This is a genomic window from Paenibacillus sp. R14(2021), from assembly GCF_019431355.1.
GTDB lineage: Bacteria > Bacillota > Bacilli > Paenibacillales > Paenibacillaceae > Paenibacillus_Z.
In genome coordinates this window covers 2,339,378-2,366,096 of the sequence record NZ_CP080269.1, presented here as the reverse complement: position 1 = coordinate 2,366,096, position 26,719 = coordinate 2,339,378, and the positions used below count along the sequence as shown (strand labels likewise).

Sequence of the window (26,719 nt, the reverse complement as noted above, 5' to 3'; positions counted from 1 at the left end):
CGGAAGTAAAACCGGTGAAACTCGAGCTTTCAGTGGCTCCTGAAGTTGAGCTTGGCAAGCAAATACTTCCGACACTTAAAGCTACCAATGCGTACGGCTCCGTCTACGCGCTCAATTTGAAAGACGTTGCCTTTAGCTTCAAAAACGGCAAAGTCGTACAAACTGCCGCTGGCGACTTAAAGGCAAACGAGCTCGGCGATGAAGAAATGACGGCGGCATTCGGCGGACTAAGAGCAGTAGCCCAACTGAAGATTACCGATACGATAGCGCCGGTAACAACGGCGGTGGCATCGCCAAACTTGGGTAATGGTTGGTCGAACACCGATGTGTCGGTCCAGCTGAACGCTACGGATGATGGGTCCGGTGTCGATAATACGCAATACCGGATCAATGACGGCGAGTGGCAAACCTATGCTGGAACGATCGTCATTTCAACCGATGGCGAGAATGTGATCGAGTATCGGAGCACGGACAAAGCAGGCAATACGGAAAAGCCGAAGAATCTGGTCGTTAAACTGGATAAAACGGCACCTGTGGTGAAATTAATACCGGATAAAAAAGAACTGTGGCCGGCCAATCATAAAATGGTCACCGTAACGATCGGCACGTCCGGCACGGTGGACCCGTTATCCGGCATTCAGTCCATCATCTTGAAATCCATTACCTCTAATGAAGCGGAAAACGGCACTGGCGACGGCAACACGTCGCAAGATATTCAAAATGCGAATTTTGGAACATCGGATTTTACGTTTGATTTGAGGGCGGAACGATCCGGAAACGGCAAGGGACGTGTATACACGATAACTTACATCGTTACCGATAAAGCAGGCAACAAAACAACGGCTGCCACGACGGTAACTGTACCGCAAACAGAAGGTTCCGAAAAACCTCCGCTATCAATGTGAAGTGACCCCAAAAAGTTAGATACTATGTAATTAGGCAGCCTTTAAGGCATGAGTACGGTATTCACCGGACTCATGCCTTTTAGTTTTAATTTGATTCGCTTGTGATTGTAGTAGAGGGGGCAGCATCGACTTCCGTTTGAGTAGCCCCCAACGATTTCCCACAGCTCCAAGGAACGGATCCCACTCCACGGCAAGTGCGGTTATAGTTTCTGACCAGTGGCCGACGTATCACGAAACCCGCAACCCGTGTCATATAAGGTGTCCAATGACACAAATGTACCTACATAAACCAGAGCGAAAAAGCTTGAGAAATCAAGCTTTTATTTTTTATGTAGGTGAATTTGTGTCATAGAAAAATGCACAAATTTCCCTACATTCTAGACACAGACCTCTATAGTGCTGGCTGTTTGTTTGGTTAGCGGCGCTTCTATGAAGCGCGGTGAATAAAAATACCGAGAAAGCGAAGAAAAGCGGCGTATCACACGGGATTTTCTGCCGTGGGACACCGGATCAATGTAGGCAAATTTGTGTCATTAGACATCTCCAAAAAGTAGTATGCACATTTGATGTCGGGTGACAAGAACATTATCTCATTAATCGCCGCGAAAATCGCGGCTTTTTGTATTTATGGGATCAAGTTCTTGTCAAAACCAAATGACAAGAGCTTGATCCCATTTCCGAAATTGACAAGAACGTGATCTCATTCCCGATGAAAGGCAGGGAATCGCATATTGAAGGCAGCCAGCATTGGCAGCCCGCAAGGCGGCGTAATCTATCCGCTTCTAGCCAACATCTATCTCAACTACCTCGATACGATATGGGATAAACGGTTTTCTCATCTCGGAAAGCTGGTAAGGTATGCCGACGATCTTGTCATTCTATGCCGATACAAACCGCAGGCGCTCAAGGCGATTCGTACCCTTAAAGCGATCTTTGGGAAACTGGAATTGAGCATGAACACGTCCAAATCAAAGCTAGTGTGTCTGTGGAAAAACCAGGACGGGTTCGATTTCCTTGGCTTTCATCATCGAAAGATGCCTTATCTCCATAAAAACGGGACAAAGTACCGACTGCGAAGCTTTCCATCGAAGAAAGCAATGAAGAAGATGCGCACTCGTGTGAAGGAAGAAACGGCATCTAGAGGGCGGCTACAATGGACGCTCAAATTGATGGTTGAGTTACTCAATCCCGTGATCCAAGGATGGCGCAATTACTACGCGCATCTGGATGTGGATCGAGGAATGGCAAACCGTTTCCTTGCCAAGGTCGACTGGTACGTCCTTAGGAGACGTAGACTTTTCTGGAACAACAAACACAGAAAGCGTAAGCAGAATTGGTCAGAGATGCACTGACTGCTTTAATGTACAGGGTTGAAAACATTATGCACATGGAAAAACCGTACTGCTCTGGATGAAGAACGTCGGAAAGCCGTATGCGGGAAAACTGCACGTACGATTTGATGAGGAGGGGCTGGGATCCCCAGCCCTTTACTCTTTAGCGCAACAAATTAGGTTGTCCTGAATTTCCTCTGAACACAATATGGAAATCTCATTATAGTTTCTGTGACCCCATCCCCATTTTCTTCAATAAATCAATGAGCTGCTCTTTCTCTTCGTTGCTCAAGTGGGAAAAATTTTGAGAGATCGTATCCATATGTTTTGGGAAAAATTCATTAAATAGTGCTTTTCCTTGTGCAGTTAGTACGGCATCATTTGCTCTTCCGTCTTGGGGGTTCGGCTGTCGTTCGACGAGTCCTTGCTTGACTAATTTGTTAACGACGAAGGTAATGCTTCCGCTCGGAATGGAAAATTTCTCACTGATTTTTTGAAGGGGATGAGGACCTTTATTATAAAGCAATTCCAGAATCCGAAAGGTTTCAGGATTAAGATTGTGCTTGGCGACATCTTTCTCGAGGTTGTTATGTAAAGCTTGGAAAGCGTTCCCGAAAATACGTAACAATCTTAAGTCCAATTTATGTTGTTCCTCGTTAAAATTCATAAAGCCTTGTCCTCCTTTTCAGGCTGAAGAGTCATCGTTCTCGAGATTAAGGATGACTACATGCTAACAATAGGAGGAATGGGTGTCAATTTCAGAACACCATTGACAATAAAAAATATTGTAATTATATTATATTTATATCCTAGTTATACAATAAATAAGGATCATCTTTATTGGAGAGGAGTGAATGGAGAGGAGTGAATACCGCGAAATTTCTCAAACAGCTGTTAAGTCGACGTCGTTCATATAGTCAAGAAGATTCGTAAGGAAACGTGAGTGCATCACTTAAATTAATTACAAATGGAGGAACTACAATGTTAAAAATTGCTGTTATTCTTGGAAGTACACGACCGGGACGCAATGGAGAAGCAGTAGCCCGCTGGGTGACAGACGTAGCGAAGAAACGAAACGATGCTTATTTCGAGCTTGTTGATCTTGCCGATTACAATCTGCCGTTATTGGACGAGCCGATCCCTGCATCAATGGGGCAGTATAGCAAGCCGCATACGATTGCTTGGTCAGAGAAAATCAATTCTTTTGACGGATTTGTATTCGTTACACCGGAATATAATCATGCAACCTCAGGCGCTTTAAAGAATGCCATCGATTTTCTATTTCATGAATGGAAGGATAAAGCGGCAGGCTTTGTCGGCTATGGCGGTAGCGGCGGGGCACGTGCAATCGAAAATCTCAGACTCATCGTCGGAGAACTTCATATGGCCGATGTGCGCGCACAAGTGGGACTTTCACTGATGATGGATTTTGAAAACTTCAGCCTCTTCAAGCCTGCTCCTCACCAGGAGGCTGCAGTCAATACGATGCTCGACCAAGTTATCGCTTGGAGCGGTGCATTGAAAACATTGCGTTAATCGATCATGTTAGCAAAGAATAAAGGAAGCGTTGAATAAATTGGAAAAAGCGGAGAGAGTACACAGGGTGTACCATACGAGCCAAAAACAAACAGAAGTCAGGAAGAGCATCCTATGGATTTATTACGTCTTTTTCTTCTCCCTCCTGAATGAATCCGTGTTTAATGTATCTATTCCTAATATCGCCAAGCAGTTCACGCTGAACCCATCCGAAGTCAGTTGGGTCGTAACTGTCTTTTTCATCGCCTTGGGAGTGGGGATGGTCGTTTACGGAAAACTGTCCGATATCTTCAGCATTAGGACACTGATGACGATCGGTATCGTTCTTTACAGCGCAGGTTCGATAATCGGCTTTGCCTTTCAAGCTTGGTACCCTGCTGTCATCGCGGCCAGGACGATTCAAGGATCCGGCTGCGCGGCGATTCCGTCGCTTGTCTTTGTAATCGTTGCCCGATATTTTTCGGCGGTAGAGCGGGGTAAGATATTCGGCATCATCACTTCGACAGGATCCTTCGCGATCGGAATCGGGCCGGTACTTGGCGGTTTTATCACCCATTCGTTCCAATGGGCTTATCTATTTTTCCTTCCTCTTCCCATCGCGGCGGCTATCCCTTTCTTCCTGAAATATTTTCCGAAGGAGGGACGCAAAGCAGGGAGTTTAGACATCTTAGGTGGGGTGTTGCTCAGCATTACCGTATCCGCGCTGATTCTTTTTACGACGGAAGGAGATTGGTTTTATTTGGCCGGAGCTATAGTCGGATTATACCTTTTCATTGTTCAAATCCGCCGGGCAATGGAACCGTTCGTGGATCCTTCCTTGTTCGCGAATTCGCGATATCGGAGCGGTCTCGTGATCGGATTTTTCATTTTCGGATCCGTGCTTTCCGTTTTGTTCGTCATTCCGATCATGCTGAATAAAACGTACGGTTTCGACGCGAACGTCATCGGTTTCGTCTTGTTTCCCGGAGCTTTCAGCGCTGTTATATTCGGCAAAGTCGCCGGTAATCTGACGGTCAAAAAAGGGAGCAACTTCGTTAATTATTTAGGGTTAGGTTTGCTCTCGTTTAGTTTTGTGGCGTTATCTTGTGTCATCGGGCTTTGGGTAGGGTATATGGGCGCAGCTCTTATCTTGATGTACATCGGATTTTCATTCGTACAGACGGCGTTGGCGGAGAGCGTGACGAAGATTTTGCCCGTTCATCAAATCGGCGTCGGGATGGGTTTTTTTAATATGACATCCACCATATCGGGTGCCATCATTACGGCTCTTGTCGCCAAAACGCTGGAAGAAAAGCTGCTCGCGTTTAGGTTGCATCCGTTTATCACGGATTCAAATGCTTATATGTACGGCAATTTGATACTCATTTTCAGTATTATTATTGCGACTAGCGTTCTGTTGTATTTCAACACCTTCGGCAGAAAATCGTTTTTAATAACAGTAAACAAAGGGGAATGACAATGAACGATCAAAAATTATTAAACCAACTTGAAGTGATTCGAGCGATGACGGTTAAATCCATTGAATCCATTACCGACGAAATAGCGGACGATATGCCGACGGGGTATAGAAACACCGTCCGTTGGCATCTCGGACATATCGCCGCTTTTACCGATGTTTTTCTTAGCAATTTCATTGGATTGCCCCCTTATTTGTCCGAAGAGCATATCGCCATGTTCAAATCCGGGACGAAGCCTGCCGATTGGCAAGCGTCGCCTCCAAGCTTGGAGCAGTTGGTTTCCTTGCTGAAAGGACAAATGGAGCATATTAAATCGCAGCTCGGAACGCGGAATCTCGAAGAGAAAACGAACAAGCCGTTGAGCCTGTTTGGCGCGGAAATGGACTCGATCGCAGAGATCTTGAATTTCAGCTTTTATCATGAAGGACAACATCTCGGGTATATCAAATGCCGTACGAATTCGAGTCCGTTAAAACGCGCATAAATTAACTCAGTGAATTACTAGTGTAAGAATCATATTTTATTAAATATTTATTAGGAGTCATGAAAACATGAAGTGGACTACACGTATTGTACAGGGATTGTTAGTTCTTGCTTTTATTATGTTCGGCTTTATGAAACTTACAGGGAATGCACAGCAAGTTGAACTGTTTACTGAAGACTTTGGATATTCAAAAGGCTTTATGTATCTTGTCGGAGCCTGTGAGGTTTTGGGAGCAATCGGTTTAGCAGTTGGATTTAGAAAGCCCAAAATCACTTTGCTTGCATCGTTTGGGTTCGTATTATTGATGGCAGGTGCAGTGTTCTCCCATCTACATGCAGGTCAAGGTATGTCTGAAGCAACTCCAGCAATTATTCTCTTTCTTTTAAGCTTATTTGTTTTGATTAGAAGTAGATCGACTATCAAATCAGTTTAATAAGATTTGGTTCCTTGTATTATATTAGATTCCGCAAGTTGCTAAGAGAGAACATACATTGTATAAAACCCGCGCTTAGTGCGGGTTTTTGTTTTAAGCATGTAATTTCGAATACATAAGCGTGCAATCTTCTCCGCAATATTCGTTTTCTCTGCTTTAAGAGTGAAGTTAGAAATGTACTATCGGGGAACGATAATTGAACAAGAAACATGGGGAACGATAATTGAACAAGAAACATAATGAGGCATGCGAAATTCGGCTACATTTTCCAATGCAAAGGGCTAATTATCACAAAAAATAATTTTGCCGATCGCGGGCGGGGCACTCAATTAAACAACTTTATTTTCACGATTTGGGTTGTGGCTTGACCTGTACATCGACCTCATTAAACAACTTTATATTTTCTTTGCATTATTCACCTCTTGAAAATTCTTTGATTTTACTGACCCCTAGTAAAGAACTGTTTTTTCTCTAATCAGACCAACTCATAATTGAAATAAAAACAGAGGAGGTCTGCAGAATTTGCGGCCGCTATTCAGTAGCAGCAGAACTCGACTCGCAGATATCTTACGCACGTTTGATGTGAGAGAAATCAATCTGGCATATCCCAAGAATAATAATTGTTCGCCGACACAACTCGTTTCGGCATTTGTTGAGCCGCAACAGAGTAGTGGTTGTAAGCGATGGATTTTATGAATGGAAAAATCAGATGGATAAGGTGAAGCAGCCGTACGGTTCCTCTTCCTCGTAATCAATACCGGGGACTGCAGTACCGCTGCAACTTGGCGGCGCGCTGAAGGAATGGGTGGAGGCACCAAGCATTTAGCCCTATCGTAAGATCGATGGGCGAGATATTGTAACCTCCACGATGAAAACTCTCGAGAGGTACACGCCTACGGAAGACGCCCTACAGGATTGTCTTGCGTCCTTCGAAGGTGAGTGCTTTGCCGAGTCTATGCGCTATGTGCGCAGCTACCCTGAACAGCTATCCATCCCTGCTACCCACGATCGATACGCCAGTGCTGATCATTAACGGAGCTCGTGACCGCGTAGTACCGCCTGTCAACGCGGAATATCTCCATGAGCACCTGCCGAAGAGCAAACTAAATCTAATCGATACGGGGCATTCTATCTGGGAAGACCCTGCTAATACTTATGCAGATCCGGTCACGAACTGGTGGGCTGACGGCGGCTACATGAAAAGTTGATTCTGACAACTGATCCAATATTCACATAGTCACTCACATTCGTACAAAGTTTTATCAGATCTGTGGATCTTTTGTAAAAAGCGGAGTTAACTTCTTTAAATATGATCATTATAAAAAAAACATGCATCAGTGAGAAGAGGAGAATTGAATCCATGAAAATTTCTAACCAAGTAGCTTTAGTCACCGGTGCCAATCGCGGTCTTGGAAAGCAGTTGGCTCAGGAGCTTTTATACAGAGGTGCAAAAGTGTATGCCGGAGCCAGAAATCCGTCTTCCGTTGATTTACCAGGTGCAGTTCCTTTGCAACTTGATATTACTGATTTGAACTCGATTGTTGCAGCCGTGAAGGCTGCAGGAGACGTCACTGTTCTGATCAACAATGCCGGTTCTGACACGGACGCTTCCTTTCTAACGGGTGAGCTTGAAGAAATTCGCATGGTATTCGATACGCACGTTTTTGGAACGTTAGCGACGATTCGAGCGTTCGCTCCATTGATCGAAAAGAACGGCGGCGGCACCATTCTTAATATTTTGTCCGTGCTTTCGTGGTTTAGCAGCGAAAGACATGGCCCTTATTCCTCTGCAAAATCAGCTGAATGGAGTTTAACCAATTCCTTACGTTTGAGTTTAGCGCCTAAAAACATCAAAGTAGCAGGTTTACATGTTGGTTACATGGATACGGACATGGTGGCTAACATCCAAGCTCCTAAGTCCAATCCAAAGGATATAGCGCGAATCGCCGTAGACGGAATCGAAGCTGAGAGCTATGAAATTCTCGCCGATGAAATGAGCCAAAACGTACAAAAAGGGCTTGCCGGAGGAGTGGCAACGTTGTATCCCAAATTATTCTAATAGCAGCCGTTTCCAGAAAAAAGACGGAGACTATGAGGTTCGACATAAATTGATTTATTGATGGCCTCTCTTCGGGATGGACATCGAACGGGAGACGAATATTGGTTGGATCACGAAGAAATCCTCCTAAACGCTGGAGCAGACCATCCGGTTCAGTCACAATCCGGAACGGATCCTTGGTTCAGCAAAGGATAACTCCCATGATTTTACGGTTGGAAATACCCATACTTTGAGTATATCTATATACTTGCATATGGCAGACACGGTCAACATGCAAAAATAGGTGATCATGACAAGGGTTATAGCATTTCCGACGAATTTACCGAAAACGATTCGATGCACTTCCTTAATAATGTTGGTTGCGCGTAAAAACAGTGTGGAGAAGATGAGTGAGGATGAAGTATCACTCGAACAATATTTTTACTCACAAAGCAAAGAAGCGCTTGATAAACTACATAAAAAGCTTGCCGCAGAAGGATATCAAGTTAGTGAGCAATTTCTTCTGGGTACAAGGGTAAAACGGAGTGGTCTTTCTTTACAACAAAAGAAGTAAAAAGAAGTAAAATATCTCAGAAGGACATGAAAGCTGAAAAATCCGCAAAGCAATTCGGAGTAAATTATGACGGCAATGGTTTTTCATTGGAGGATTAAAGAGACCTTTACTCTAAACATTCCTGTTGAGCCTAAGAAATGGGCTTTGTAAAAAAGGGAGCGCCTCGGTATGATGGGTTTGTCCACAACACATCAAGGAGGCGCTCTTACTATGAAGTTTAAGCAATCAGACGTACAAAATCAACGGATTGAACGAATTACCACCTCGCATCTCGTCGTAGGTATCGACATGGCCAAAGAAACGCATGTCGCGCAAGCTACGAATTTCCGAGGGATTGTAATTTCCAAACGGCATCTGTCATTCTCAAATAGCATGGAAGGCTTTGAAAAATTGAATCGCTGGATGACGGAGTTACAGCAGAAACACCGATTAATGAAGCTCATCATCGGCATGGAGCCAACCGGCCATTACTGGTTTAATCTAGCCAATGGTTAGCAGATCAGGGATTACACGTGGTCATGGTTAACCCTGCTACAACCAAGCGAAACAAAGAAAACCGAGATAACAGTCCATCAAAAAATGATCCCAAAGATGCTCTTGTCATAGCAGACGCTGTCAGTCGGGGCTTCTACTACGAGTACACGCGTCAACCACTTGAGTTTCAACGATTACGGACGATGATGAGTGATCGGGAGTTCTGGGTGACGAACAGTATTCGGCTGCAGAGTCGGATCGTACGTTGGCTAGATATTCGTTTTCCCGGAATATCCTTCTGTGTTCAAAGACTGGACCTGTAAGCGTTCATTGGCGACTCTCAAGACCTTCCCTTGTCCACGAGATTTGGAGACCTATACGGTACAGGACATCATCGATGCTTGGCGAGTCCATATGCAGCGCGCTGGTGGTTATACGGGGATAGAGAAGGCAGCGCAGCTCATTGCACAAGCGAAACGCAGTGTGGGAGAGCGAACTGCTGAAGAAGAAGCGAAAGCAGATTTAAAACGGCTCATTGAAGAATTCGAGCGTATTACCACCATGCTTGAACAGATTGAAAAGGACATTGAAGCGCTGTTTTCTGAGATTCCTATGGCGCAGCAACTTCGCACCATAAAAGGTCTCGGGACGATATTTACGGCCGCCATTTTAGCAGGCACTGGAGATTTAAGGCAGTATGCGCATGGACGCCAGGTATTACGAAAGGCTGGCCTGAATTTGGCCGAAAGTACATCTGGAAAGCGAAAAGGACGCATTGTTCTTTCGAAGCGAGGAGACTCTGCCTTGCGAAAATATCTTTATCTCGCGACGGTTCAACTCGTATGGAATAACCCCGTGTTCCGCCATCTGCATGAGCAGAATGTGCAAGAAAAGAAGATGAAAAAGCAGCAATCCATATTTAAGTTAATTGGAAAGCTCGCCCGAATTCTAGTCGGTATTGTTCAACGAGGAGAAAAGTTCATGCCAGAGAAAACCGTCCTGACTTGGACAGAAGCAGCTTAAGTTATGAAGATGCATCACGTATATTGACTCATTCGCGGGATTTCACAAAGAAAGCACGGAGGACCGAGTTCGTTTCCCATAAGGGCTCTAACCCATCCGCTAAACGCTATCGGTCTCCACACCTTGGACAGGTATAACGAAGGAATGTAAGGGCATTGACCCGTTGAGTCGTGGGAGGGTGAACCTCTAAGGTTAATGTGGAGTATGCGTGCATTAGAAGCTACTTGGGGAATAATTCCTGAGCATTCCTCTATTCCCGCATACCCAAGACCAAGCTCACCAGCATGAATGTCTTACATTCCTTTGAATTCTCCTGAATCCAAGGTGATGAAATCCTGCGAATGAGTGAGTATATGTGAGGTAAACCATTAAAACCGAGGGACGGGAAACGATAGCTCAACACAACAACACAACAACATGAAGGCTGCTGACCTAATGGATACGGCAGCCTTCATTACGCTGGACGAGACTTTTGTGTTTAATATTCCAATTAAGATTCTAATCAGGAAAAATTCTATAATAACCCCTAACACAAAACTATAATTCTATAGGGTGTGGTTTGGGCGGGGATACTTTTTGTGGCAGGACCGTAAATAACAATTAGATCTCGGTTCGCGGGGGTTCTTGAAAAGAGTTGCCCATTTGTTAATACGATTTGAGTATATGGAGTAATATTTAATCGTAATTGTCCATCGCTACTCATCAACTCACTATTAAAATAATCTACTTTTACATTCTGATATGGGTTATCTTTTACCATGACAAGTGCTTGATATTGTGGAGGGTAAATAAGAAGAGCAGGTGCATTTCCATCATAATATCCAGTCACGCGATCTCCTACTGCCACCATTACATGGTCTACAAAGTAAGTGGTGGGTGACACCACGAAATTTACTAATGCTCCCGATCCGTTTTCTACAGATATTAATTTATAACAGCCTTCTCCTTCACCATTTTGACCTGTAAAAAAATCACTAATCATAGTGACAGTCCCGTAAAAAGAATAAAAATTTGTCATACAATACCTCCATTGCATAAAGCGAGCTTTATATTTCGACATGATTAAAGGCTAATTAACTTTGTTCCAAGTATCGCTGTCGTCAATCTTATGGAGATAAATTAAGGGCCATTCCATGTTAAAAGGTCTCGACATGTCCTAATGTATCCGAATTAGAAATGCCAATAATAGTCCCTATTCGTAAAGTCAAATAACCTGTGTTTACAGTATGTAGGTTAATGACTATATGATTGTGCAGGTGCCCATAAAGGATATGAAGATACTTTATTTTCTCAAGACGCCCGACGCAGGCAATGGCTGAAAGGGTAATGCAGGCTGGTAGCGAATACTCCCTATATAAAAGAAATCACGACTTGCAGCAGCCATGCTCATCGAAAGAAGGGATGCTATGAGGATCAAAGCGGTTGTGTTCGATTTCGACGGCACGCTGGCCGACACGCTGCCGGTATGCTTCTATGCCTTTCGTCGCCTATTCAGTGAGATCGATCGCAGGGAACTGACCGACGACGAGATCGTTGGCATGTTCGGGCCGTCGGAGACGGGCATCATACAGGAGAACCTCGCCAACCAAGCTGCAGCGGAAGCGGCGATTGCGCAGTTTTATCAACATTATGATGCGATGCATGACGAGCTGGTGACACCAAACCCGGATATTCAGCGTTTGCTGATGCGTTTGAGAGGCGAAGGTATCGGGCTAGGCGTCGTCACGGGCAAGGCACGGCGAAGCTTGGACATCTCGATGCGCAAGCTGGGTATGGACAACGTGTTCGACATTATCGTCACGGGCGATGACGTCGAGCTGCCGAAGCCGCACCCGGAAGGGATCTTCAAAGCATTGGCGGCGCTCGGTTCGCAGCCGGACGAAGCGCTGTTTATCGGCGACAGTCATGCGGATATCAAGGCGGGCAAGGCGGCAGGTGTTCTGACAATCGGCGTTCACTGGCTGCCGACGGTGCAGTCGCAGGCCTTTGAACCGCAGCCGGATTATCTGTTCCGCTCGACGCGCGAGCTGGAAGCGCTGCTTGCACTGAAGCAGGACTAATTCGCATCGAGCGGACGGTGCACCAAGTCTAAAAGTCACAGCGTAGAGGGGATTAGACATGTTGTTTCGTTTCTTAAAGAGGAATACAAGTCCCAAACCAGCTTTGAGTTCGAAGTCCAAACGCATTCCTTTACAGGAACAAATAAAGAATTTCTCTGAACTAGGTCTGGAGCTGAATCCGTCGATCACGTTCGATTCGCTGCTGGAGATATTTACCGAAGAAGAATATGAACACGAGCCGTATCAGTTATTGGCGCTGGCTATGGGTGGGGAGATCGAACGGAATGGAGACTATACCGATATCTCCGAACCCGGACATCATACACCGCTTTAACGGCCTTCTCGTCCAACAGCGGTCGGATAAGCAGCTTGCGGTCTCGGTGCTGGGACAGGATATTCTGATCGGAAGCTTTGATGACCGTCAGCTTTACCAAATGAATCAATACGTAAAATACCCGTTCGAACGTTCTTTTGACGTTTACTAGCTGACGTCTCATGGACATCTCGTACTAATAATCAGGAGCTTCCGCATCGTAATTAATCTCCCGAGGGTCATTACCGCATGCTCATTGTTTGCTTGGATATTGTGGTATAATTGCCCTGTTTGGACTTGCTTAAATTGGAGGGTAACAACCATGAAAATAACCATTATCCGTGCCGAGATGACGCATGATAAGGAGAACGGCTACCGCGGGGCCGTGCAGTTCGAGGCGGAAGGGCACAAGCATCCGTACGAAATCACGCTGCAGCTGAACAGCTTGCGGGGAACGACGTGGGATTACAGCCTGCGTTTTGCCAAGGATCCGGGCTCGGAGGATCAGATCAACGAGATGGAAGCCGCAATCGAGAGCGATGACGATCTGTTCGACAGCCTCATCGACGCAGCGGCCGAAACGCTGCCGGAAGACATCGAGGAAGGGGAATAAACAATGCTGACGATGAATTTGACGGGCCGAACGGCCCTAGTAACGGGAGCGACGGGCGAATTGGGACGCGTCATGGTCCGCACGCTAGCGGCATGCGGCGCCGACGTCGCCATTCATTACAACAGCAATGAAACGCGCGCACAGGAGCTGGCGGATGAAATTCGGGCTGCCGGCCGACGTGCCGTTATCGTGCAGGCGGATATTACGAAGCTGGATTCTATTATGGCGATGCGGGATCAAGTGACGGCGGAGCTCGGCCATGTTCATATCGTCGTGGCGAATGCCGTCATCCAGTACCAATGGACATCCGTGCTGGAGCAGTCCGAGGACGACTATCGTAGTCAATTCGAATCATGCGTCCTGCAGAGTGTTCACTTAGCCAAGGCGTTCGTACCTGCCATGATCGAGAAGGGCGAGGGCCGCATGATCGGCATTAATACCGAATGCGCCATGCAGAACTTCCCGAACCAATCCGCATACGTGGCGGGTAAACGCGGCATGGATGGCGTCTATCGCATTCTGGCCAAAGAAGTCGGGAAGCATCAGATCACGGTCAACCAGATCGCGCCAGGCTGGACCATATCGGAGCGCGACCGTGCGAACGGAACGGAGCGCAACGCGGATTACGAACGCAGCGTCCCGCTGGGCCGCCGAGGCACCGATCAAGATATCGCGAATGCGGTCGCATATTTGGCTTCGGACTTAGCGGGCTTCATTACGGGCGCGTACATACCGGTTAGCGGCGGCAATGTCATGCCTACGATCTAATTTATTTCTAGTCTACTTATGTACGAAAAAGAGGCTCCCCTAAAGCTTAAGGGAGTCTCTTTTTCGTACGGACGTTATACGGCTGCTGGTGTAATGCTTCTTTTACTTAACTCGCAAATCTCGCTCGCATTCAGTCGCAATCTTGCAGTATGAATGTCGTTATTATTGTATTCATAATATTTTCCATATCAGGTAAAGTGAAAGGGAGAATGGAATCTTGATTTTTTAAGCAAAATTCACTATCGTTTGAAGAGCGATGATGGGATAAATGGAAGTAGATCGATAGAACAAGTCGTACAAGGAAGGTGACTTATCCATGGAAGCGGTACTCGTGATGCAGGAGCTTGAATCGCTCGGCAAAGAACGACTCAAGAAAATGTACGGATCCAATGGTGCGCATGAGCCGCTGTTTGGCGTGGCAACTGGCGAAATGAAGCCGATGGCCAAGAAGATCAAACGAGATCAGCCTTTGGCCGAGCAGCTGTACGCGACGGGAAACTACGACGCCATGTACTTTGCCGGCGTTATTGCAGATCCCAAAGCGATGACGGCAGCGGATTTCGAGCGCTGGATCGATGCGGCTTATTTCTACATGCTGTCCGATTATGTGGTCGCAGTAACGCTGGCAGAAGCGGATATTGCGCAAGAAGTCGCCGACAACTGGATCGCAAGCGGCGAAGAGCTTCGGATGTCCGCGGGCTGGAGCTGCTATTGCTGGCTGCTAGGCAGTCGGCCGGACAGTGAATTCTCCGCAGGCAAGCTTGCGACTATGCTTGATCAGGTCAAAGATTCGATTCACGATGCGCCTGAACGAGCCAAATACGCGATGAATCTTTTTATGTATACCGTGGGGTTGTCGTTTCTGCCGCTCCATGATCAGGCGGTTGAGACAGCGAAGGCTGTCGGCCCTGTCGAAGTCGGTCGAGACAAGGGAAAGAGCAAGTTCATAAATGCTGGCGTTAATATTCAGAAGGAAATAGACAAGGGCAGGATCGGCTTTAAACGCAAATATGTAAGATGTTAAACACAACCGAGAAAGCAGCGTGCATTCGTATTCTATAATCGAGCTCGCTGCTTTTTTGAGTCCGCTGCGTCATTATTCAATCATTTGAACGGTTGTATGAGTGGATTTTGAATCGTTTTTTAATTGGAAAATTATATATTGTTTTCCGTACGTTCCCATGTTACAAATGAACATGGGTAAATATCGCAAACGTCATTCGGATGACAGGGAGGATTATGAACAAGCTGCCTCAGGAGGTCATGGAAGCACTCGCGCAGAACGGTCTGGCCAATCAGGATATGGTGTATGGAATGGTGTGCGACCGAAGCATTGCCGGCGGCTACCGCGACACGTACGTGCTGCTCAGCCGGGAGAATCTAATCGTGCTGGCAGGTACCGAACCGGTCAAGGAGAAGGTATTCAAGGGCTTCGCCGGATCGGCTAAGCAAGGTGCAGATCCGCCGGCGGAGCGGAGGAGCAGGCTGCAGGTGGAGACATTTTCAATCGATCAGATTGAAACCGTTTCCATCGTCAATCTAGTCGCCTCCGGTATGATCGTCGTCCACGAAGCGGAGCCGCGTGCGGTAGCGGCGTTCACGAACGGCCATATGACGAAAGCCGCTAAGCTCGCGTCGATCTTCGAGAAGCTCAAGAAGCAGGAGCCAATCGATGACGACGAGCTGTTCATTGAACACGAGGGCATCTGCCCGAAATGCGGCATGGTCTATCCCGAGGAAGGCCGCGCGGTTTGTCCCAAATGTATGAAAAAGCATGCCATCTTCTTCCGGCTTCTTGCTTTCGCCGGCCAGTACAAGGGAACGCTTGCCATCATCGTCAGCTTCATGCTGCTGAATTCGGCAACGGGACTCGTTATTCCGTACTTGCAAGGAACAGTACTGTTCGATCAGGCGCTTGGCGGTAGCGGCAGGTTCGCCGGCCAAATCGGACTTGTGATCGCCCTGATCGTCGTCTTTCGCACGCTGTCGCTGCTGTGCGGGATCGTATTCGGCGTCTACAACGCGAAGATGTCAGCCTACGTGGTGTTTGACTTGAAGTCGAACGTATTTGCCGCCATGCAGCGGCTGTCGCTTCAGTTCTTCCAGAAGAAGCAGACGGGACAGCTGATGACGCGGGTGAACAACGACGCAAACGAGCTGCAATATTTCTTTGTGGATGGGGTTTCCTACTTTATCGTCAACGCGATGAATATTATCGGGATTGCAATCGTCCTGCTAGTGATGGACTGGAAGCTGACGCTGCTCTGTTTCTTCCCGCTCCTCTTCGTCGTCGCAACGCTGCGCAGGGTGTTTCCGAAGCTGTGGCGGCTGTCGTGGCAGCGGCATCGGGGCATGAGTACGCTAAATTCAATCATCAGCGATACAATTCGCGGCACGCGCGTCGTCAAGGCGTTCGGCAAAGAAAAGAACGAGATCGAGCGGTTCCAGAAATCGAACCTGACCTTCTCCGGCGCGGAGCAATCGTTTAACAAAATGATCGGCACCGTGTTCCCGGCACTGACCATCCTAACGCAAATCAGCGGTTTGATCGTCTGGGCATTCGGGGGCTGGAAAGTCATGCACGGCAGCCTGACGCTGGGCAAAGTAATCACGTTCTCAAGCTATATGTACATGCTCTATGGACCGATTCAGTTTATGAACAATATCGCGAACTGGTGGTCCTACTGCATGTCGGCGGCGCAGCGCATCTTCGAGATTCAGGATGCGGTGCCGGATGTGGCGGAGAAGCCTAATGCGGTGGAGATAGAAGCCTTGAAGGGCGACATCGAGGTGAAGAACGTCGTATTCGGCTACGAGCCGAACAAGGCGATACTCCGAGACGTATCGCTGCAGGTAAAGGCGGGACAGATGATCGGTATCGTCGGCCAGTCGGGTGCGGGAAAATCGACGTTCGTGAACCTGATCTCGCGACTCTACGACGTGAACGAAGGTGAAATTCGCATCGACGGCATTAACGTGAAGGAGCTGACTACGCGCTCCCTGCGGCGAAATATCGGCATTGTTTCGCAGGATGTCTACGTGTTCATGGGAACGATATCAGAGAATATTGCTTACGCCGACCCGGATTGCAGCCTCGCGGATATTATTAACGCCGCGAAGATCGCGAACGCGCATGATTTCATCGAGAAGCTGCCGGACGGCTATGATACGATCGTCGGCACGGGCGGACATAATTTATCCGGCGGCGAGAAGCAGCGGATCTCGATTGCCCGCGCGCTGCTGCACAATCCGCGCATTCTCATTCTGGACGAAGCAACCGCTTCGCTCGATACGGAGACGGAGCTGCAAATCCAGGAGGCGCTGGAGAAGCTTGCGAAAGGGCGGACGACAATCGCGATCGCCCACCGGCTGTCGACGCTGCGAAACGCCGATCATATGCTGGTCATGGAGGCTGGCAAAGTCGTTGAAGCGGGCACGCACGAACAATTGATGCAGGCGGAGGGCGTCTACTTCGGACTTGTGAAGAAGCACGACGAAGCGCTCAAGCTGAAGGGAGTCGGATGATGCAGCAGCAGGAAGAGAAGAAGGAAACGGCCGATCTGACCGATGCCGCGATGATCCGCTATTTGACCGCCGGAGAGGCGGTCTTTGCAAGGACGGCAGGCGGTCTGCTGTCGGTGAAGACGGGAGAGGCGTCATTTCCGGTCGTCTATCTGCACTGCTCGTTTCCGCACAGCAACCGCCGTGTCTACATCTCGGTGCGGACGGCAGATAATCAAGAGGTTGGCATGATCAGGTCGCTTGACGACTTTCCGGAGGAGACGACGGCACTGCTCGAGGAGCATACCCGCATCCGTTACTTTGCTCCGTCGATTACGAGGATCGTGAATATCCGCGAGGAGTTCGGCTACACGTACTGGGAGACCGAGACGACCGCAGGTCCTTGCCGGTTCACGGTGCGCAGCGGCGGCCATGTGAAGATTGTAGCGGACGTCAAGCTGCTCGTCCTCGACGTGGATGGAAACCGGTTCATGATCGAAGACGTGAGCCGTCTGAGCGACAGGGAATACAAACTAGTCGAGATGTGCCTGTAGGGGTGGGGGAACGCAGCGAATGAACCTGAATTTTGAGCTTGGCGAACAGAATCGGCAAGCGGCGCAGCAAGCGGCAGGAGAGGAAATCGACTACTGCGTGCCCGTCGATTTGTCGCTGGACGGCCGGCGCACGGAAGGGTTTCTCGTCATTGGAAAACGGGATTGGGCAATCGTGGAGAACGGCCGGATGATCGACAGCGGCTTGATCGCGGGTGGAACGGACTACCGGATCGTCCCGTTAGTCGGGAACGTTATATTAGAGGCCAATTACAGGGGCATGGCGCAGATCATTGCCCGCGTATCGATGCAGCATGCGGCTCGGCTCGCCTATATCGCGCAAATCTTGAACTATATCGCGAAGGACGACCCGATTCGAATTTATAACAACGAAGCGGAGCCTGTTTGCGTCAAGTGCGGCGGCCCGCTTATTCCGGGTACGCGGGTCTGCCCCAAATGCGTAAGCAAAGCGGCGGCGCTGAAGCGGCTGCTTGAGGTATCAAGAGCCCACTGGAGGCTGCTCGGCATCGGGCTGCTTATCCTGTTCGCCGCCTCCGGCGTCGCGCTGACAGGTCCTTATTTTCAAAAAATACTCGTCAATTCCGCGCTGAAGCCGCCTGAAGGGCAAAGCCCGGATATGCGCATCTTCGTCTTCGCCATTACGGGTCTGCTGCTGGGGCTTGTAATGGGGGAGCTGCTCAACATTTTCAAAGGCCGGATTATGGCTAGCGTCAGCTCTCGCATCGCTGCCGATCTGCGCAAGCTTGTCTACGAGCGCATTCAGCGGCTGTCGCTTGGCTTCCTCACCTCGCAGCGGGCTGGGGACATCATGAACCGGATTACGTCGGACACGGATAAAATCCGCAATCTGATTCAAGAGATCTTTACGACGGCGATTTATCAGCTCATTATTCTTGTATCCGTCGCGGTTCTGCTCTTCCAAACGGACTGGCGCCTTGCCTTGATGATCGTGCTGCCCTCGCCGTTCGTCGCCTATTTGCAGCTGTACATCTGGCGGCGGGTGCTGCATAAGCTGTTTCATCTTCAGTGGCGTGTCAATGACAGGGCCAATTCGTTCCTGCATGACGTGCTGAGCGGTATTCGTGTCGTGAAGTCGTTTGGCAAGGAAGACCGCGAAATCAAGCGATTCCGGCAATATAACGGTGATTTCGCTGCTGCGGCGATTAAGAGCGAGAAGGTGTTCAGCTACTTGGCGCCCATATCGTTCTATCTGATGCAGTTCGGCCAATATCTAGTGCTGCTCGTCGGCTGCCGCATGATCGTCAGCGGCAAGCTCGATATCGGAGAGCTGATTCAGTTTACCGGCTATGCGACGATGATCTACGGTCCGCTTGCCTGGCTGATGAATATGCCTAGATGGATCGCGAACGCGGTCGTCGCCATTGACAGGGTGTTCACGATCATCGATGAGCAGCCGGAAATCGTCGACCGCGAGAATGCCGAAGCACATCGCATTCGCGGCGATATTCAATTTCGCGATGTGACGTTCGGTTATAAGTCGTATGAGCCCGTGCTGAAGAACATCGCGTTCGAGGTGAAGCAGGGGGAAATGATCGGGCTGGTCGGCCACTCCGGCTCGGGCAAGTCGACGCTGATCAATCTCGTGTCGCGTTTCTACGATGTGAACGAGGGCGCGATTACGATCGACGGCATCGATATTCGGGGAATCAAGCAGGAGGAGCTGCGCTCGCAAATCGGCGTCGTACTGCAGGAAACGTTCCTGTTCAGCGGAACGATCCTCGATAATATCCGCTATTCCAAGCCGGAAGCGACGCATGAGGAAGTTATCGAAGCGGCCAAAACAGGCGGCGCGCATGATTTCATCGTTGCTTTCCCGGACGGCTACGAAACGAAGCTCGAGGAGAACGGGAACAACCTGTCCGGCGGCGAGCGGCAGCGGATCGCCATCGCAAGGGCGGTGCTGAACGATCCGCGCATGCTCATTCTGGATGAAGCGACCGCATCGCTTGATATCGACGCGGAGAAGGCGATTCAGGAAGCGCTTCAGCGGGTGACGCGTGGGAGGACGACGATCGCGATCGCGCACCGGCTGTCGACCCTTCGCAACGCCGACCGATTGCTTGTGCTGGAGAAGGGGCAAATCGCCGAGGTTGGCACGCACAGCGAGCTGATTGCGAAGCAGGGTATTTATTATAAGCTCATCATGGCGCAGCGCGACATGGCGAAGCCGAAGACCGAAGACGCGGTGCAGACCGCTACCGTATAATTCATTCGAAATGATAGAGAGAGAATCCCGGTAGACAGTCGCTGTCGACCGGGATTTTTTATGTGAAAATAAGCAGATCCCATTCAGAAGGATCTGCTTCACAAGCCAATGCAGGCTGCTTACATATTGGCCCGCTGCGCGACCGGCTGCGTCCGGTAGACGGCTCTGCGTTCCAAACGGGTGACGAGGCGGTATACGATATCGGCAAGCAGAATGCCGCTCGCCGCATCCAGCACGGTATGCTGCTTGATGAAGAACGTCGATACGATAATCAGTGTGGACATGCCGTAAATCAGTGTTTGATTAATACGGTTGCGGAACTTGCTTCCGTATAAGGCTTTCATGACCATGAAGCTTGAGAAGCAGTGGATGCTTGGGAAACAATTAAACGGCTGGTCGCGGTGATAGACGAATGCGAGCAGTCGCGTAAAGGGGTCATCTCCCGTTAACAAAGGCCGCGGAACCGTCGTCTGGAACACGAGATAAACGCCATAGCAAATCAGCGCGCAAACGACGTACGTAATGAGTGATCTCCGATAAACGGAAGGATCCTTGATGAAGAAATAGATGAGGCAGGCGTAGATATAGAAGATCCAAACGGAATAAGGCAGCACGAATATTTTGACGAGCGGAATCGCTCGATCCAAGTCCGTCATGAGGCTGTATACTTGCTGATTCGGATTATTTGTCCATGCGTAAAGCCAGCCCATCACAGGGAAAATAAGCATGCTGATCAATGGAAAAAATCGTTTCATGGGCTCCTCCCTCCCGAGAAAATACGAACCTAAGACTAGCAAGTCGTCTCGCAATCCTGTAATAATAAGTTATTGTGTACAAGAGTGCAAGCACCAAAGTCATACAAACTAGGCGAGGCGGCGAAAGCATGGCGAAAATTGCTGTTGTAGATGATGATGCGCATATTCGGGAGCTCGTAAAGCTCTATCTGCGCGATGAAGGTTTCGAGATTATCGAGTTCGCGAACGGCGAAGCGGCCTGGAGCTATATATCGGATCATTCGGTCGATATGGTGATTATGGATATCATGATGCCGCGCATGGATGGCTGGGAGCTGTGCCGAAGGCTGCGCGCATCGGGCGATATGCCGATACTCATGATTACGGCCAAAGGAGAATCCGAAGAGAAAATCAAAGGGTTTCAGCTCGGCACGGACGATTACTTGACGAAGCCGTTCGATCCCATGGAGCTTGTCGTTCGCGTCAAGGCGCTCCTGAAGCGATACCGGATTACTGCTTCCCAGAAAATCGCAGTCGGCGGCATCATTCTTGACCGGCTTGCTTATCAGATCATTCATAAGGATTCAGACGAAGTGGTGACGATCCCGCTGAAGGAATTCGAGCTGTTATATAAGCTGGCGAGCCATCCCGGGCAGCTCTTCACGCGGGCGGCGCTGATCGAGCAGATCTGGGGCTTTGAATACGAAGGCGACGAGCGGACGGTAGACGTTCATATCAAAAGATTACGTGAGCGCTTTGCAGCTTATGAAGAAAAGTTTCGAATCGTGACTCTCCGCGGACTCGGCTACCGGCTGGAGGTGCTCCATGACTAAGTCGCTGTACGTCAGGACGGTGCTTATTTTCATTGCGGCCGTCATGATCAGCCTCATCATGGCGTTCATTCTTGCGATCCATATGTACAGCAGCAACGTAAAGTCAATGGCGGAAGGGCAGATGATCGCCCTCGGCAAGAAAATGATCTCGGGCATGAACGAGGCGCCGCCCAGCAGCCTGCCTAACATCATCCGCAATATCGTGGATCTACCCGGCACGCGGGTCAAAATCCTCGACGAGAACGGCAAAACGATCGCTTACGGCGACGGAGGCAGCGGCAAGGAAACACCGATCTTACAAAAGCAGCTGGCGCTTGTGATTCAAGGCGGCGTCTACCGGGGCAAGGTCGCCTATAACAAAGAGCATTCCGGTCCGCCATCATTCCTGATCGGTTTGCCTTTCCAGATGGAAGGCAAGCCGTACGCGCTCTATATTTCGCCGGAAATCAACAAGCTGCTGGACGAGTTTCGCAAATTCACGCTAACCGTTCTTACGAGCGTACTAATTACCGGCAGTTTGCTCATCCTGCTGGCTGCCCGTTACATCGTAAAGCCGGTGCAGCGGCTGACGGAAGCGGCAAAACGGATGGCCAAGGGAGACTTCGGCATCGTGCTGCAATCCCGCCGCAGGGACGAGCTCGGCGCATTGACGGCAGGCTTTAACGAGATGGCGAGGTCGCTGCGCATGCTGGATAAGCTGCGGTCGGATTTTGTCAATAACGTCGCGCATGAAATCCAATCGCCGCTGACGTCCATTACCGGTTTCTCCAAGGCGCTGCGGACGAAGCAGATGTCGGAGGAAGAGCGCCGCCAGTACTTGACCATTATCGAGGAAGAGAGCCAGCGCTTGTCCAGGCTCAGCACCAATCTGCTCCAATTGTCGGTGCTCCAGCAGAATTCCAAGCTCCATCATCCCGCATATTTGCGGCTGGATGAGCAGCTTCGCCGCAGCATCATCGCCAGCGAACCGCAGTGGAGCGCCAAGGGGATCCAGCCGGAGCTTGAGCTGGAGGCTGTCACGGCATACGGGGATGCGGATAGTCTGGAACAGGTGTGGCATAATTTGATAAACAACAGCATTAAATTCTCGCCTGCCGGAGGCAGGATCGAAATTACGATGTCACGCGAAGACGGCTTCGCAATCGTGGGCATCACCGATTACGGGCATGGGATAGAGCCGGACGAGCTTCCGCATATTTTCACGCCGTTCTACAAAGCGGACAAGTCGCGCGACTACGCCGTCAAGGGCAACGGCCTTGGGCTGTCCATCGTGAAGGAAATCGTGGACATGCACCGCGGAACCATCGAGGCGAAGAGCCGCCCAGGCGTGCAAACCGTGTTCACCGTTCGCATTCCGGTTCAGCCGGTCGAAGAGATTGTATAATTTTGTAATGTTCAGTTCACGGTGAGTTCAAAAAACTCCGGTATAGTTCCTCTAGATAAAGAAGAGGAGAGAGATGCAGCATGAATGGTTTGACTCGATTTAGTTTGAAAAACAGCGTGGCTGTCATTATTCTGTGCGTGCTTGTCCTTGGCGTCGGATTTTATTCGTCGACGAAGATCAAGCAGCAGACATTCCCGGATGTGACTTTCCCAGCAATCTTCATCCAAACGGTGTACCCGGGAGCTTCGACGGAAGAAGTCGAATCCGAAGTCACGAAGCCCGTGGAGCAGAGCCTGCTTGGGTTTAAAGGCTATGATTCATTTACGAGCACAAGCTCGGAGAACTCGGCCAGCATCTTTATGATGTACCCGTTCGGCACCAAGATGGACGATAAAATCAGTGACGCGGAGGGCGCGATCGCGAAGCTGAATCTGCCGGACAAAGCCAAGGTTACGGTTCAGCGGCTGTCCTTCGGCCAAGCGCCGATCTATGAAGCGGCCGTATTCTCAAGCAAAGCAGATACCGCCGCGCTGCAGAAAACGCTCGAAGAGCAGGTCGTGCCGAAGCTGGAGAAGGTAAACGGCGTCAGCTCGGTGACGCTCAAGGGCGCCGTCTCCCAAGAACTGAAAATCGTCGTCGATAAGGATAAAGCGGCGCAGCATGGCATCTCGCTGAGCGCGATCCAGGGCGCGATCCAATCGCTCGATTACGCGCTGCCGCTTGGTTCGGTCAGCCAAGACGACAACACGATTCCAATCCGTCTCGTGGGCAAGATCGGTTCGCTGGATCAAATCAAGAGCCTGGAAATCGGCGGCGGCGCAGGGGCAGCCCAAAGCGCGGCGTTTGGCGGCGGGCAAGGTGCTGCCGGGCAGGGACAAGGATTTGGAGGCAAGGCTGGTCAAGGCGCCGGCGCGGGAGCCGCGGCCTCCGCCGGGCAGAGTATCCAGCCAGCGGCTAAAGTGAAGCTGTCCGATATCGCGGAAGTCACGACCGTCTCTTCGCAGGACGAAATTACGCGCTATAACGGCCAAGCCAGCTTCATCATCGGCGTCGTAAAGACGCAGGACGCCAATACGGCGGACGTGTCCGACGACGTGAAAGACGTGCTTGCCGGTTTCCAGAAGACTGCCGATCTGGATGTGCGCTTGATTCAAGACCAAGGTGCGGATATTAAGCATTCCGTCTCCTCGCTGATTGAAGAAGGCTTGTACGGCGCGCTCTTCTGCGTCATCATTATCTACCTGTTCTTGCGTAATATCCGCGCGACGCTCATTTCTATCATCTCGCTGCCGATTTCGATTTTCGCAACGATCGCACTGATGAATGAGATGGGCTACACGCTGAACATTATGACGCTCGGCGGGATCGCCGTTTCTATCGGACGAATCGTCGACGACAGTATCGTCGTAATCGAGAACATTTACAGATGGCGCCAAGAGAAGGGCAGCGAAATGAACGGCAAAGAACTGGCGTTCCGCGCGACCAGGGAAGTTATCAGTGCGGTCGGTTCTTCCACGATCGCGACGGTTGTCGTGTTCCTGCCGCTTGCGTTCGTTACCGGCATTATCGGCGAATTCTTCCGCCCGTTTGCCATCTCCGTCGTCATTTCAATTCTGTGCTCGCTCCTTGTAGCGATGATGCTCATTCCCGTGCTCGGGGCTAAGTTCTTCAACCGCATTAAGCCGCATAAGGAAGGCGGCCGTTTCATCGCTTCCTACGAACGTCTGATTCGCGGCGCCTTGAAGCGCAAAGCTTGGGTCCTTACGCTGGCGATCGTGCTGCTGCTCGCTTCGTTCGGCACGATTCCGCTGCTTGGCGTAGCGTTCCTGCCGGCAGGCTCCATCGCTTCCATCGCGGTTGACGTGAAGCTTCCGGCCAAGAGCGCGCTCGAGCAGACGAATGCAGTCAGCGAGAAAGTGGAAAGCTACCTGAAAACGCTGAAGGACGTCGACAATTACCAGGCGGTCATCGGCGGCATTGAAAATCCGTTCGTCCAGATCGCGGCCACGAATACCGCGACGTTCAAGGTGCAGTTCAAGGAAGACGCCGACATCGATACGAATGCCGTCATCGACAAGGTTGGCGCGGATCTGAAGGGCATCGTGACGAAGGAAGCGCCGGATGCGACGGTCAACGTCAAGGAAGGCGAACAGAACGGACCGCCTGCGGGCAACGAGGTGCAGGTAAGCTTGTACTCCGATGATCTGAACGCTCTATCCAAAGCGGCCGTCCAAGTTGAGAATTTGATGAAAGCAAACGGCGACGTCAAGGACGTTTCGAATAACTTGAAGGACGTCACGCCGAAATGGGTGCTATCGCTCAATCAGACGGCGAAGGATCTGAACGTTTCTTCGTTCCAAGTGGTTGCTGCCGTGAACGAGCGGCTGCGTCCGGTCGACGTTGGCTCCTACACGCTCGACAGCAAGAACTGGGATATTACGATGGCGTATAAACAGCAGATTACGTCCCAAGCGGAATTAGAGGACATTACGATCCCTACGGCCGCGGGCGTGAAGAAGCTGAGCGACCTGGTCGACGTATCCGTGGCCAATGCGCCCGTGTCGATTAACCACGAAGATGGCAAGACGTACGCGCAGGTCAGCAGTAACGTCAAGGATACAAGCAAGACCGGCGCCGTGACGAAGCGCATCACGTCCGATATCGACAGCCTGTCCCTGCCTCCGAACGTAGATGTGAAAATCGGCGGCGGCTCCGATATGATTAACAGCGGCTTCCAAAGCATCGGTATTGCGATGGGCGCAGCAATCGGACTCGTATTCCTTGTCATGAGCATGACCTTCGGCGGTCTGCGGACGCCGCTTATTATTCTGTCCTCGCTGCTCTTCGTACCGGTCGGTTCGCTTGGCGCGCTGCTCGTTACCGGTAACGCGCTCTCCATGAGTGCGATGATCGGGATGCTGATGCTGGTCGGTATCGTCGTGACGAACGCCGTCGTGCTGCTCGATCGAGTCGAGAAGAACTTCCATTCGGGCATCGAGCTGCGCGAAGCAATTGTCGAAGCTTCCAAGACAAGGCTGAGACCGATCTTGATGACGGCTTGCGCAACGGTTCTGGCACTGCTGCCGCTGGCCCTGTCGAAGTCGTCGACGAGTCTCATCTCCGGCGGCTTGGCCATTACGGTTATCGGCGGTCTCGTCACATCGACGCTGCTTACATTGGTCGTCGTTCCGGTTATTTACGAATTGACGGGCAAGAAGCGCAAGCCGAAGGCAGAAGTGAATTTCTAAGGTTGAACGGACGAATGGAATCGATTATCTGTTAGAAGAAGGACCTCACACTCCACGTCTTGCGGAAGTGAGGTCCTTTTCGTTTATAAGTAGAGATGGTGCCATTTATAAAAAAAACCAATTATTGCATGAGAATTAACGATTAACTATAATGAACTTATTTTATATTCACTGTTGGATGACCATTGAAGATGAATGGAGTGTCATTGAC

At 49.9% G+C, this 26,719-nt stretch carries 25 protein-coding genes and 2 pseudogenes; 22 read left to right on the top strand and 5 right to left on the bottom strand.

Annotation, left to right across the window (positions count from 1 at the left end; translation table 11 throughout):
• Positions 1-14: 14 nt before the first annotated feature.
• Positions 15-905 carry an OmpL47-type beta-barrel domain-containing protein gene (locus tag KXU80_RS11230; protein ID WP_219838259.1) on the top strand — a complete coding sequence of 297 codons (891 nt, stop codon included), beginning with the start codon at positions 15-17 and terminating at the stop codon, positions 903-905.
• Positions 906-935: 30 nt separating this feature from the next.
• Here KXU80_RS11230 and KXU80_RS28435 read toward each other — a convergent pair.
• Positions 936-1,018, bottom strand: a pseudogene (locus tag KXU80_RS28435) (IS3 family transposase); the annotation flags it as partial.
• A gap of 618 nt (positions 1,019-1,636) precedes the next feature.
• Between KXU80_RS28435 and KXU80_RS11225 the strand changes: the two are divergent.
• The gene (locus tag KXU80_RS11225; RefSeq protein WP_219838258.1) at positions 1,637-2,257 is read left to right on the top strand and encodes a reverse transcriptase domain-containing protein; all 621 of its coding nucleotides are present in this window, start codon (positions 1,637-1,639) and stop codon (positions 2,255-2,257) included.
• Between the two features lie 199 nt (positions 2,258-2,456).
• Here the strand turns inward: KXU80_RS11225 and KXU80_RS11220 are convergent, their stop codons facing one another.
• Positions 2,457-2,903, bottom strand: a complete 447-nt coding sequence (locus tag KXU80_RS11220; protein ID WP_219838257.1) for a MarR family winged helix-turn-helix transcriptional regulator — start codon at positions 2,901-2,903, stop codon at positions 2,457-2,459.
• A 314-nt stretch (positions 2,904-3,217) separates the two neighbouring features.
• Here KXU80_RS11220 and KXU80_RS11215 point away from each other — a divergent pair, with 314 nt between their 5' ends.
• The 7 genes from KXU80_RS11215 to KXU80_RS11185 all read left to right on the top strand — a co-directional run bounded on the left by KXU80_RS11215 (position 3,218) and on the right by KXU80_RS11185 (position 8,205).
• Positions 3,218-3,772, top strand: a complete 555-nt coding sequence (locus tag KXU80_RS11215) for an NADPH-dependent FMN reductase (RefSeq protein WP_219838256.1) — start codon at positions 3,218-3,220, stop codon at positions 3,770-3,772.
• 40 nt (positions 3,773-3,812) lie between these two features.
• Complete coding sequence (locus KXU80_RS11210) at positions 3,813-5,228, top strand: MFS transporter (RefSeq protein WP_258171352.1); 1,416 nt, start codon at positions 3,813-3,815, stop codon at positions 5,226-5,228.
• 2 nt (positions 5,229-5,230) lie between these two features.
• On the top strand, positions 5,231-5,713 hold the full coding sequence (locus KXU80_RS11205) for a DinB family protein (protein WP_219838255.1): 483 nt from the start codon (positions 5,231-5,233) through the stop codon (positions 5,711-5,713).
• A 67-nt stretch (positions 5,714-5,780) separates the two neighbouring features.
• Positions 5,781-6,146 carry a DoxX family protein gene (locus KXU80_RS11200; protein WP_219838254.1) on the top strand — a complete coding sequence of 122 codons (366 nt, stop codon included), beginning with the start codon at positions 5,781-5,783 and terminating at the stop codon, positions 6,144-6,146.
• A 670-nt stretch (positions 6,147-6,816) separates the two neighbouring features.
• Entirely contained in the window at positions 6,817-6,897 is an 81-nt protein-coding gene (locus KXU80_RS27970) for an SOS response-associated peptidase (protein WP_258171441.1), read from the top strand.
• Positions 6,898-7,108: 211 nt separating this feature from the next.
• The gene (locus tag KXU80_RS11190) at positions 7,109-7,354 is read left to right on the top strand and encodes an alpha/beta fold hydrolase (RefSeq protein WP_219838253.1); all 246 of its coding nucleotides are present in this window, start codon (positions 7,109-7,111) and stop codon (positions 7,352-7,354) included.
• Between the two features lie 152 nt (positions 7,355-7,506).
• Positions 7,507-8,205, top strand: a complete 699-nt coding sequence (locus tag KXU80_RS11185; protein ID WP_219838252.1) for an SDR family oxidoreductase — start codon at positions 7,507-7,509, stop codon at positions 8,203-8,205.
• A gap of 156 nt (positions 8,206-8,361) precedes the next feature.
• On the opposite strand, the gene KXU80_RS28430 is transcribed toward KXU80_RS11185, so the two are convergent.
• On the bottom strand, positions 8,362-8,547 hold the full coding sequence (locus tag KXU80_RS28430) for a GerAB/ArcD/ProY family transporter (protein ID WP_219838251.1): 186 nt from the start codon (positions 8,545-8,547) through the stop codon (positions 8,362-8,364).
• A gap of 43 nt (positions 8,548-8,590) precedes the next feature.
• Between KXU80_RS28430 and KXU80_RS11175 the strand changes: the two genes are divergently transcribed.
• A complete protein-coding gene (locus KXU80_RS11175; RefSeq protein ID WP_219838250.1) occupies positions 8,591-8,758 on the top strand; it encodes a hypothetical protein in 168 nt (55 codons plus the stop codon).
• Between the two features lie 210 nt (positions 8,759-8,968).
• Positions 8,969-10,255 (top strand): annotated as a pseudogene (locus KXU80_RS11170) (IS110 family transposase).
• A gap of 526 nt (positions 10,256-10,781) precedes the next feature.
• On the opposite strand, the gene KXU80_RS11165 reads toward KXU80_RS11170, so the two are convergent.
• Positions 10,782-11,273: a hypothetical protein gene (locus KXU80_RS11165; RefSeq protein WP_219838249.1), complete on the bottom strand. Its 492-nt coding sequence runs from the start codon at positions 11,271-11,273 to the stop codon at positions 10,782-10,784.
• A 388-nt stretch (positions 11,274-11,661) separates the two neighbouring features.
• Here KXU80_RS11165 and KXU80_RS11160 point away from each other — a divergent pair, with 388 nt between their 5' ends.
• The 8 genes from KXU80_RS11160 to KXU80_RS11125 all read left to right on the top strand — a co-directional run bounded on the left by KXU80_RS11160 (position 11,662) and on the right by KXU80_RS11125 (position 20,309).
• Complete coding sequence (locus KXU80_RS11160; RefSeq protein ID WP_219838248.1) at positions 11,662-12,315, top strand: HAD family hydrolase; 654 nt, start codon at positions 11,662-11,664, stop codon at positions 12,313-12,315.
• A 284-nt stretch (positions 12,316-12,599) separates the two neighbouring features.
• Positions 12,600-12,800: a hypothetical protein gene (locus KXU80_RS11155; RefSeq protein WP_219838247.1), complete on the top strand. Its 201-nt coding sequence runs from the start codon at positions 12,600-12,602 to the stop codon at positions 12,798-12,800.
• A gap of 150 nt (positions 12,801-12,950) precedes the next feature.
• Complete coding sequence (locus KXU80_RS11150) at positions 12,951-13,241, top strand: hypothetical protein (RefSeq protein ID WP_219838246.1); 291 nt, start codon at positions 12,951-12,953, stop codon at positions 13,239-13,241.
• Positions 13,242-13,244: 3 nt separating this feature from the next.
• Positions 13,245-14,009, top strand: coding sequence for an SDR family NAD(P)-dependent oxidoreductase (locus tag KXU80_RS11145; protein ID WP_374987762.1), 765 nt, complete (start codon positions 13,245-13,247; stop codon positions 14,007-14,009).
• Between the two features lie 316 nt (positions 14,010-14,325).
• Entirely contained in the window at positions 14,326-15,033 is a 708-nt protein-coding gene (locus tag KXU80_RS11140; protein ID WP_219838245.1) for a DNA alkylation repair protein, read from the top strand.
• Positions 15,034-15,248: 215 nt separating this feature from the next.
• Positions 15,249-17,534, top strand: coding sequence for an ABC transporter ATP-binding protein (locus KXU80_RS11135; protein WP_219838244.1), 2,286 nt, complete (start codon positions 15,249-15,251; stop codon positions 17,532-17,534).
• A complete protein-coding gene (locus KXU80_RS11130; protein ID WP_258171351.1) occupies positions 17,531-18,064 on the top strand; it encodes a DUF1854 domain-containing protein in 534 nt (177 codons plus the stop codon). Before KXU80_RS11135 ends, KXU80_RS11130 begins: the two co-directional genes overlap by 4 nt.
• A 19-nt stretch (positions 18,065-18,083) precedes the next feature.
• Positions 18,084-20,309 (top strand): ABC transporter ATP-binding protein, encoded by a 2,226-nt coding sequence (locus tag KXU80_RS11125; RefSeq protein WP_219838243.1) that lies wholly within the window; start codon positions 18,084-18,086, stop codon positions 20,307-20,309.
• Between the two features lie 119 nt (positions 20,310-20,428).
• Here the strand turns inward: KXU80_RS11125 and KXU80_RS11120 are convergent, their stop codons facing one another.
• On the bottom strand, positions 20,429-21,064 hold the full coding sequence (locus tag KXU80_RS11120; protein WP_219838242.1) for a phosphatase PAP2 family protein: 636 nt from the start codon (positions 21,062-21,064) through the stop codon (positions 20,429-20,431).
• Between the two features lie 128 nt (positions 21,065-21,192).
• Between KXU80_RS11120 and KXU80_RS11115 the strand changes: the two genes are divergently transcribed.
• The 3 genes from KXU80_RS11115 (at position 21,193) to KXU80_RS11105 (ending at position 26,508) form a co-directional block, all read left to right on the top strand.
• Complete coding sequence (locus tag KXU80_RS11115) at positions 21,193-21,876, top strand: response regulator transcription factor (RefSeq protein ID WP_219838241.1); 684 nt, start codon at positions 21,193-21,195, stop codon at positions 21,874-21,876.
• Entirely contained in the window at positions 21,869-23,260 is a 1,392-nt protein-coding gene (locus KXU80_RS11110) for a sensor histidine kinase (protein ID WP_219838240.1), read from the top strand. The genes KXU80_RS11115 and KXU80_RS11110 overlap by 8 nt, the downstream gene beginning before the upstream one ends.
• 80 nt (positions 23,261-23,340) lie before the next feature.
• Positions 23,341-26,508, top strand: a complete 3,168-nt coding sequence (locus KXU80_RS11105; RefSeq protein WP_219838239.1) for an efflux RND transporter permease subunit — start codon at positions 23,341-23,343, stop codon at positions 26,506-26,508.
• The last annotated feature ends 211 nt before the right edge of the window (positions 26,509-26,719 follow it).

Coding starts and splice junctions, on each gene's coding strand:
- KXU80_RS11220 (WP_219838257.1), bottom strand. CDS start 2,903: ATGAATTTTAACGAGGAACAACATAAATTGGACTTAAGATTGTTACGT.
- KXU80_RS11215 (WP_219838256.1), top strand. CDS start 3,218: ATGTTAAAAATTGCTGTTATTCTTGGAAGTACACGACCGGGACGCAAT.
- KXU80_RS11205 (WP_219838255.1), top strand. CDS start 5,231: ATGAACGATCAAAAATTATTAAACCAACTTGAAGTGATTCGAGCGATG.
- KXU80_RS11200 (WP_219838254.1), top strand. CDS start 5,781: ATGAAGTGGACTACACGTATTGTACAGGGATTGTTAGTTCTTGCTTTT.
- KXU80_RS11190 (WP_219838253.1), top strand. CDS start 7,109: ATGTGCGCAGCTACCCTGAACAGCTATCCATCCCTGCTACCCACGATC.
- KXU80_RS11185 (WP_219838252.1), top strand. CDS start 7,507: ATGAAAATTTCTAACCAAGTAGCTTTAGTCACCGGTGCCAATCGCGGT.
- KXU80_RS11175 (WP_219838250.1), top strand. CDS start 8,591: ATGAGTGAGGATGAAGTATCACTCGAACAATATTTTTACTCACAAAGC.
- KXU80_RS11165 (WP_219838249.1), bottom strand. CDS start 11,273: ATGACAAATTTTTATTCTTTTTACGGGACTGTCACTATGATTAGTGAT.
- KXU80_RS11160 (WP_219838248.1), top strand. CDS start 11,662: ATGAGGATCAAAGCGGTTGTGTTCGATTTCGACGGCACGCTGGCCGAC.
- KXU80_RS11155 (WP_219838247.1), top strand. CDS start 12,600: ATGGAGACTATACCGATATCTCCGAACCCGGACATCATACACCGCTTT.
- KXU80_RS11150 (WP_219838246.1), top strand. CDS start 12,951: ATGAAAATAACCATTATCCGTGCCGAGATGACGCATGATAAGGAGAAC.
- KXU80_RS11145 (WP_374987762.1), top strand. CDS start 13,245: ATGCTGACGATGAATTTGACGGGCCGAACGGCCCTAGTAACGGGAGCG.
- KXU80_RS11140 (WP_219838245.1), top strand. CDS start 14,326: ATGGAAGCGGTACTCGTGATGCAGGAGCTTGAATCGCTCGGCAAAGAA.
- KXU80_RS11135 (WP_219838244.1), top strand. CDS start 15,249: ATGAACAAGCTGCCTCAGGAGGTCATGGAAGCACTCGCGCAGAACGGT.
- KXU80_RS11130 (WP_258171351.1), top strand. CDS start 17,531: ATGATGCAGCAGCAGGAAGAGAAGAAGGAAACGGCCGATCTGACCGAT.
- KXU80_RS11125 (WP_219838243.1), top strand. CDS start 18,084: ATGAACCTGAATTTTGAGCTTGGCGAACAGAATCGGCAAGCGGCGCAG.
- KXU80_RS11120 (WP_219838242.1), bottom strand. CDS start 21,064: ATGAAACGATTTTTTCCATTGATCAGCATGCTTATTTTCCCTGTGATG.
- KXU80_RS11115 (WP_219838241.1), top strand. CDS start 21,193: ATGGCGAAAATTGCTGTTGTAGATGATGATGCGCATATTCGGGAGCTC.
- KXU80_RS11110 (WP_219838240.1), top strand. CDS start 21,869: ATGACTAAGTCGCTGTACGTCAGGACGGTGCTTATTTTCATTGCGGCC.
- KXU80_RS11105 (WP_219838239.1), top strand. CDS start 23,341: ATGAATGGTTTGACTCGATTTAGTTTGAAAAACAGCGTGGCTGTCATT.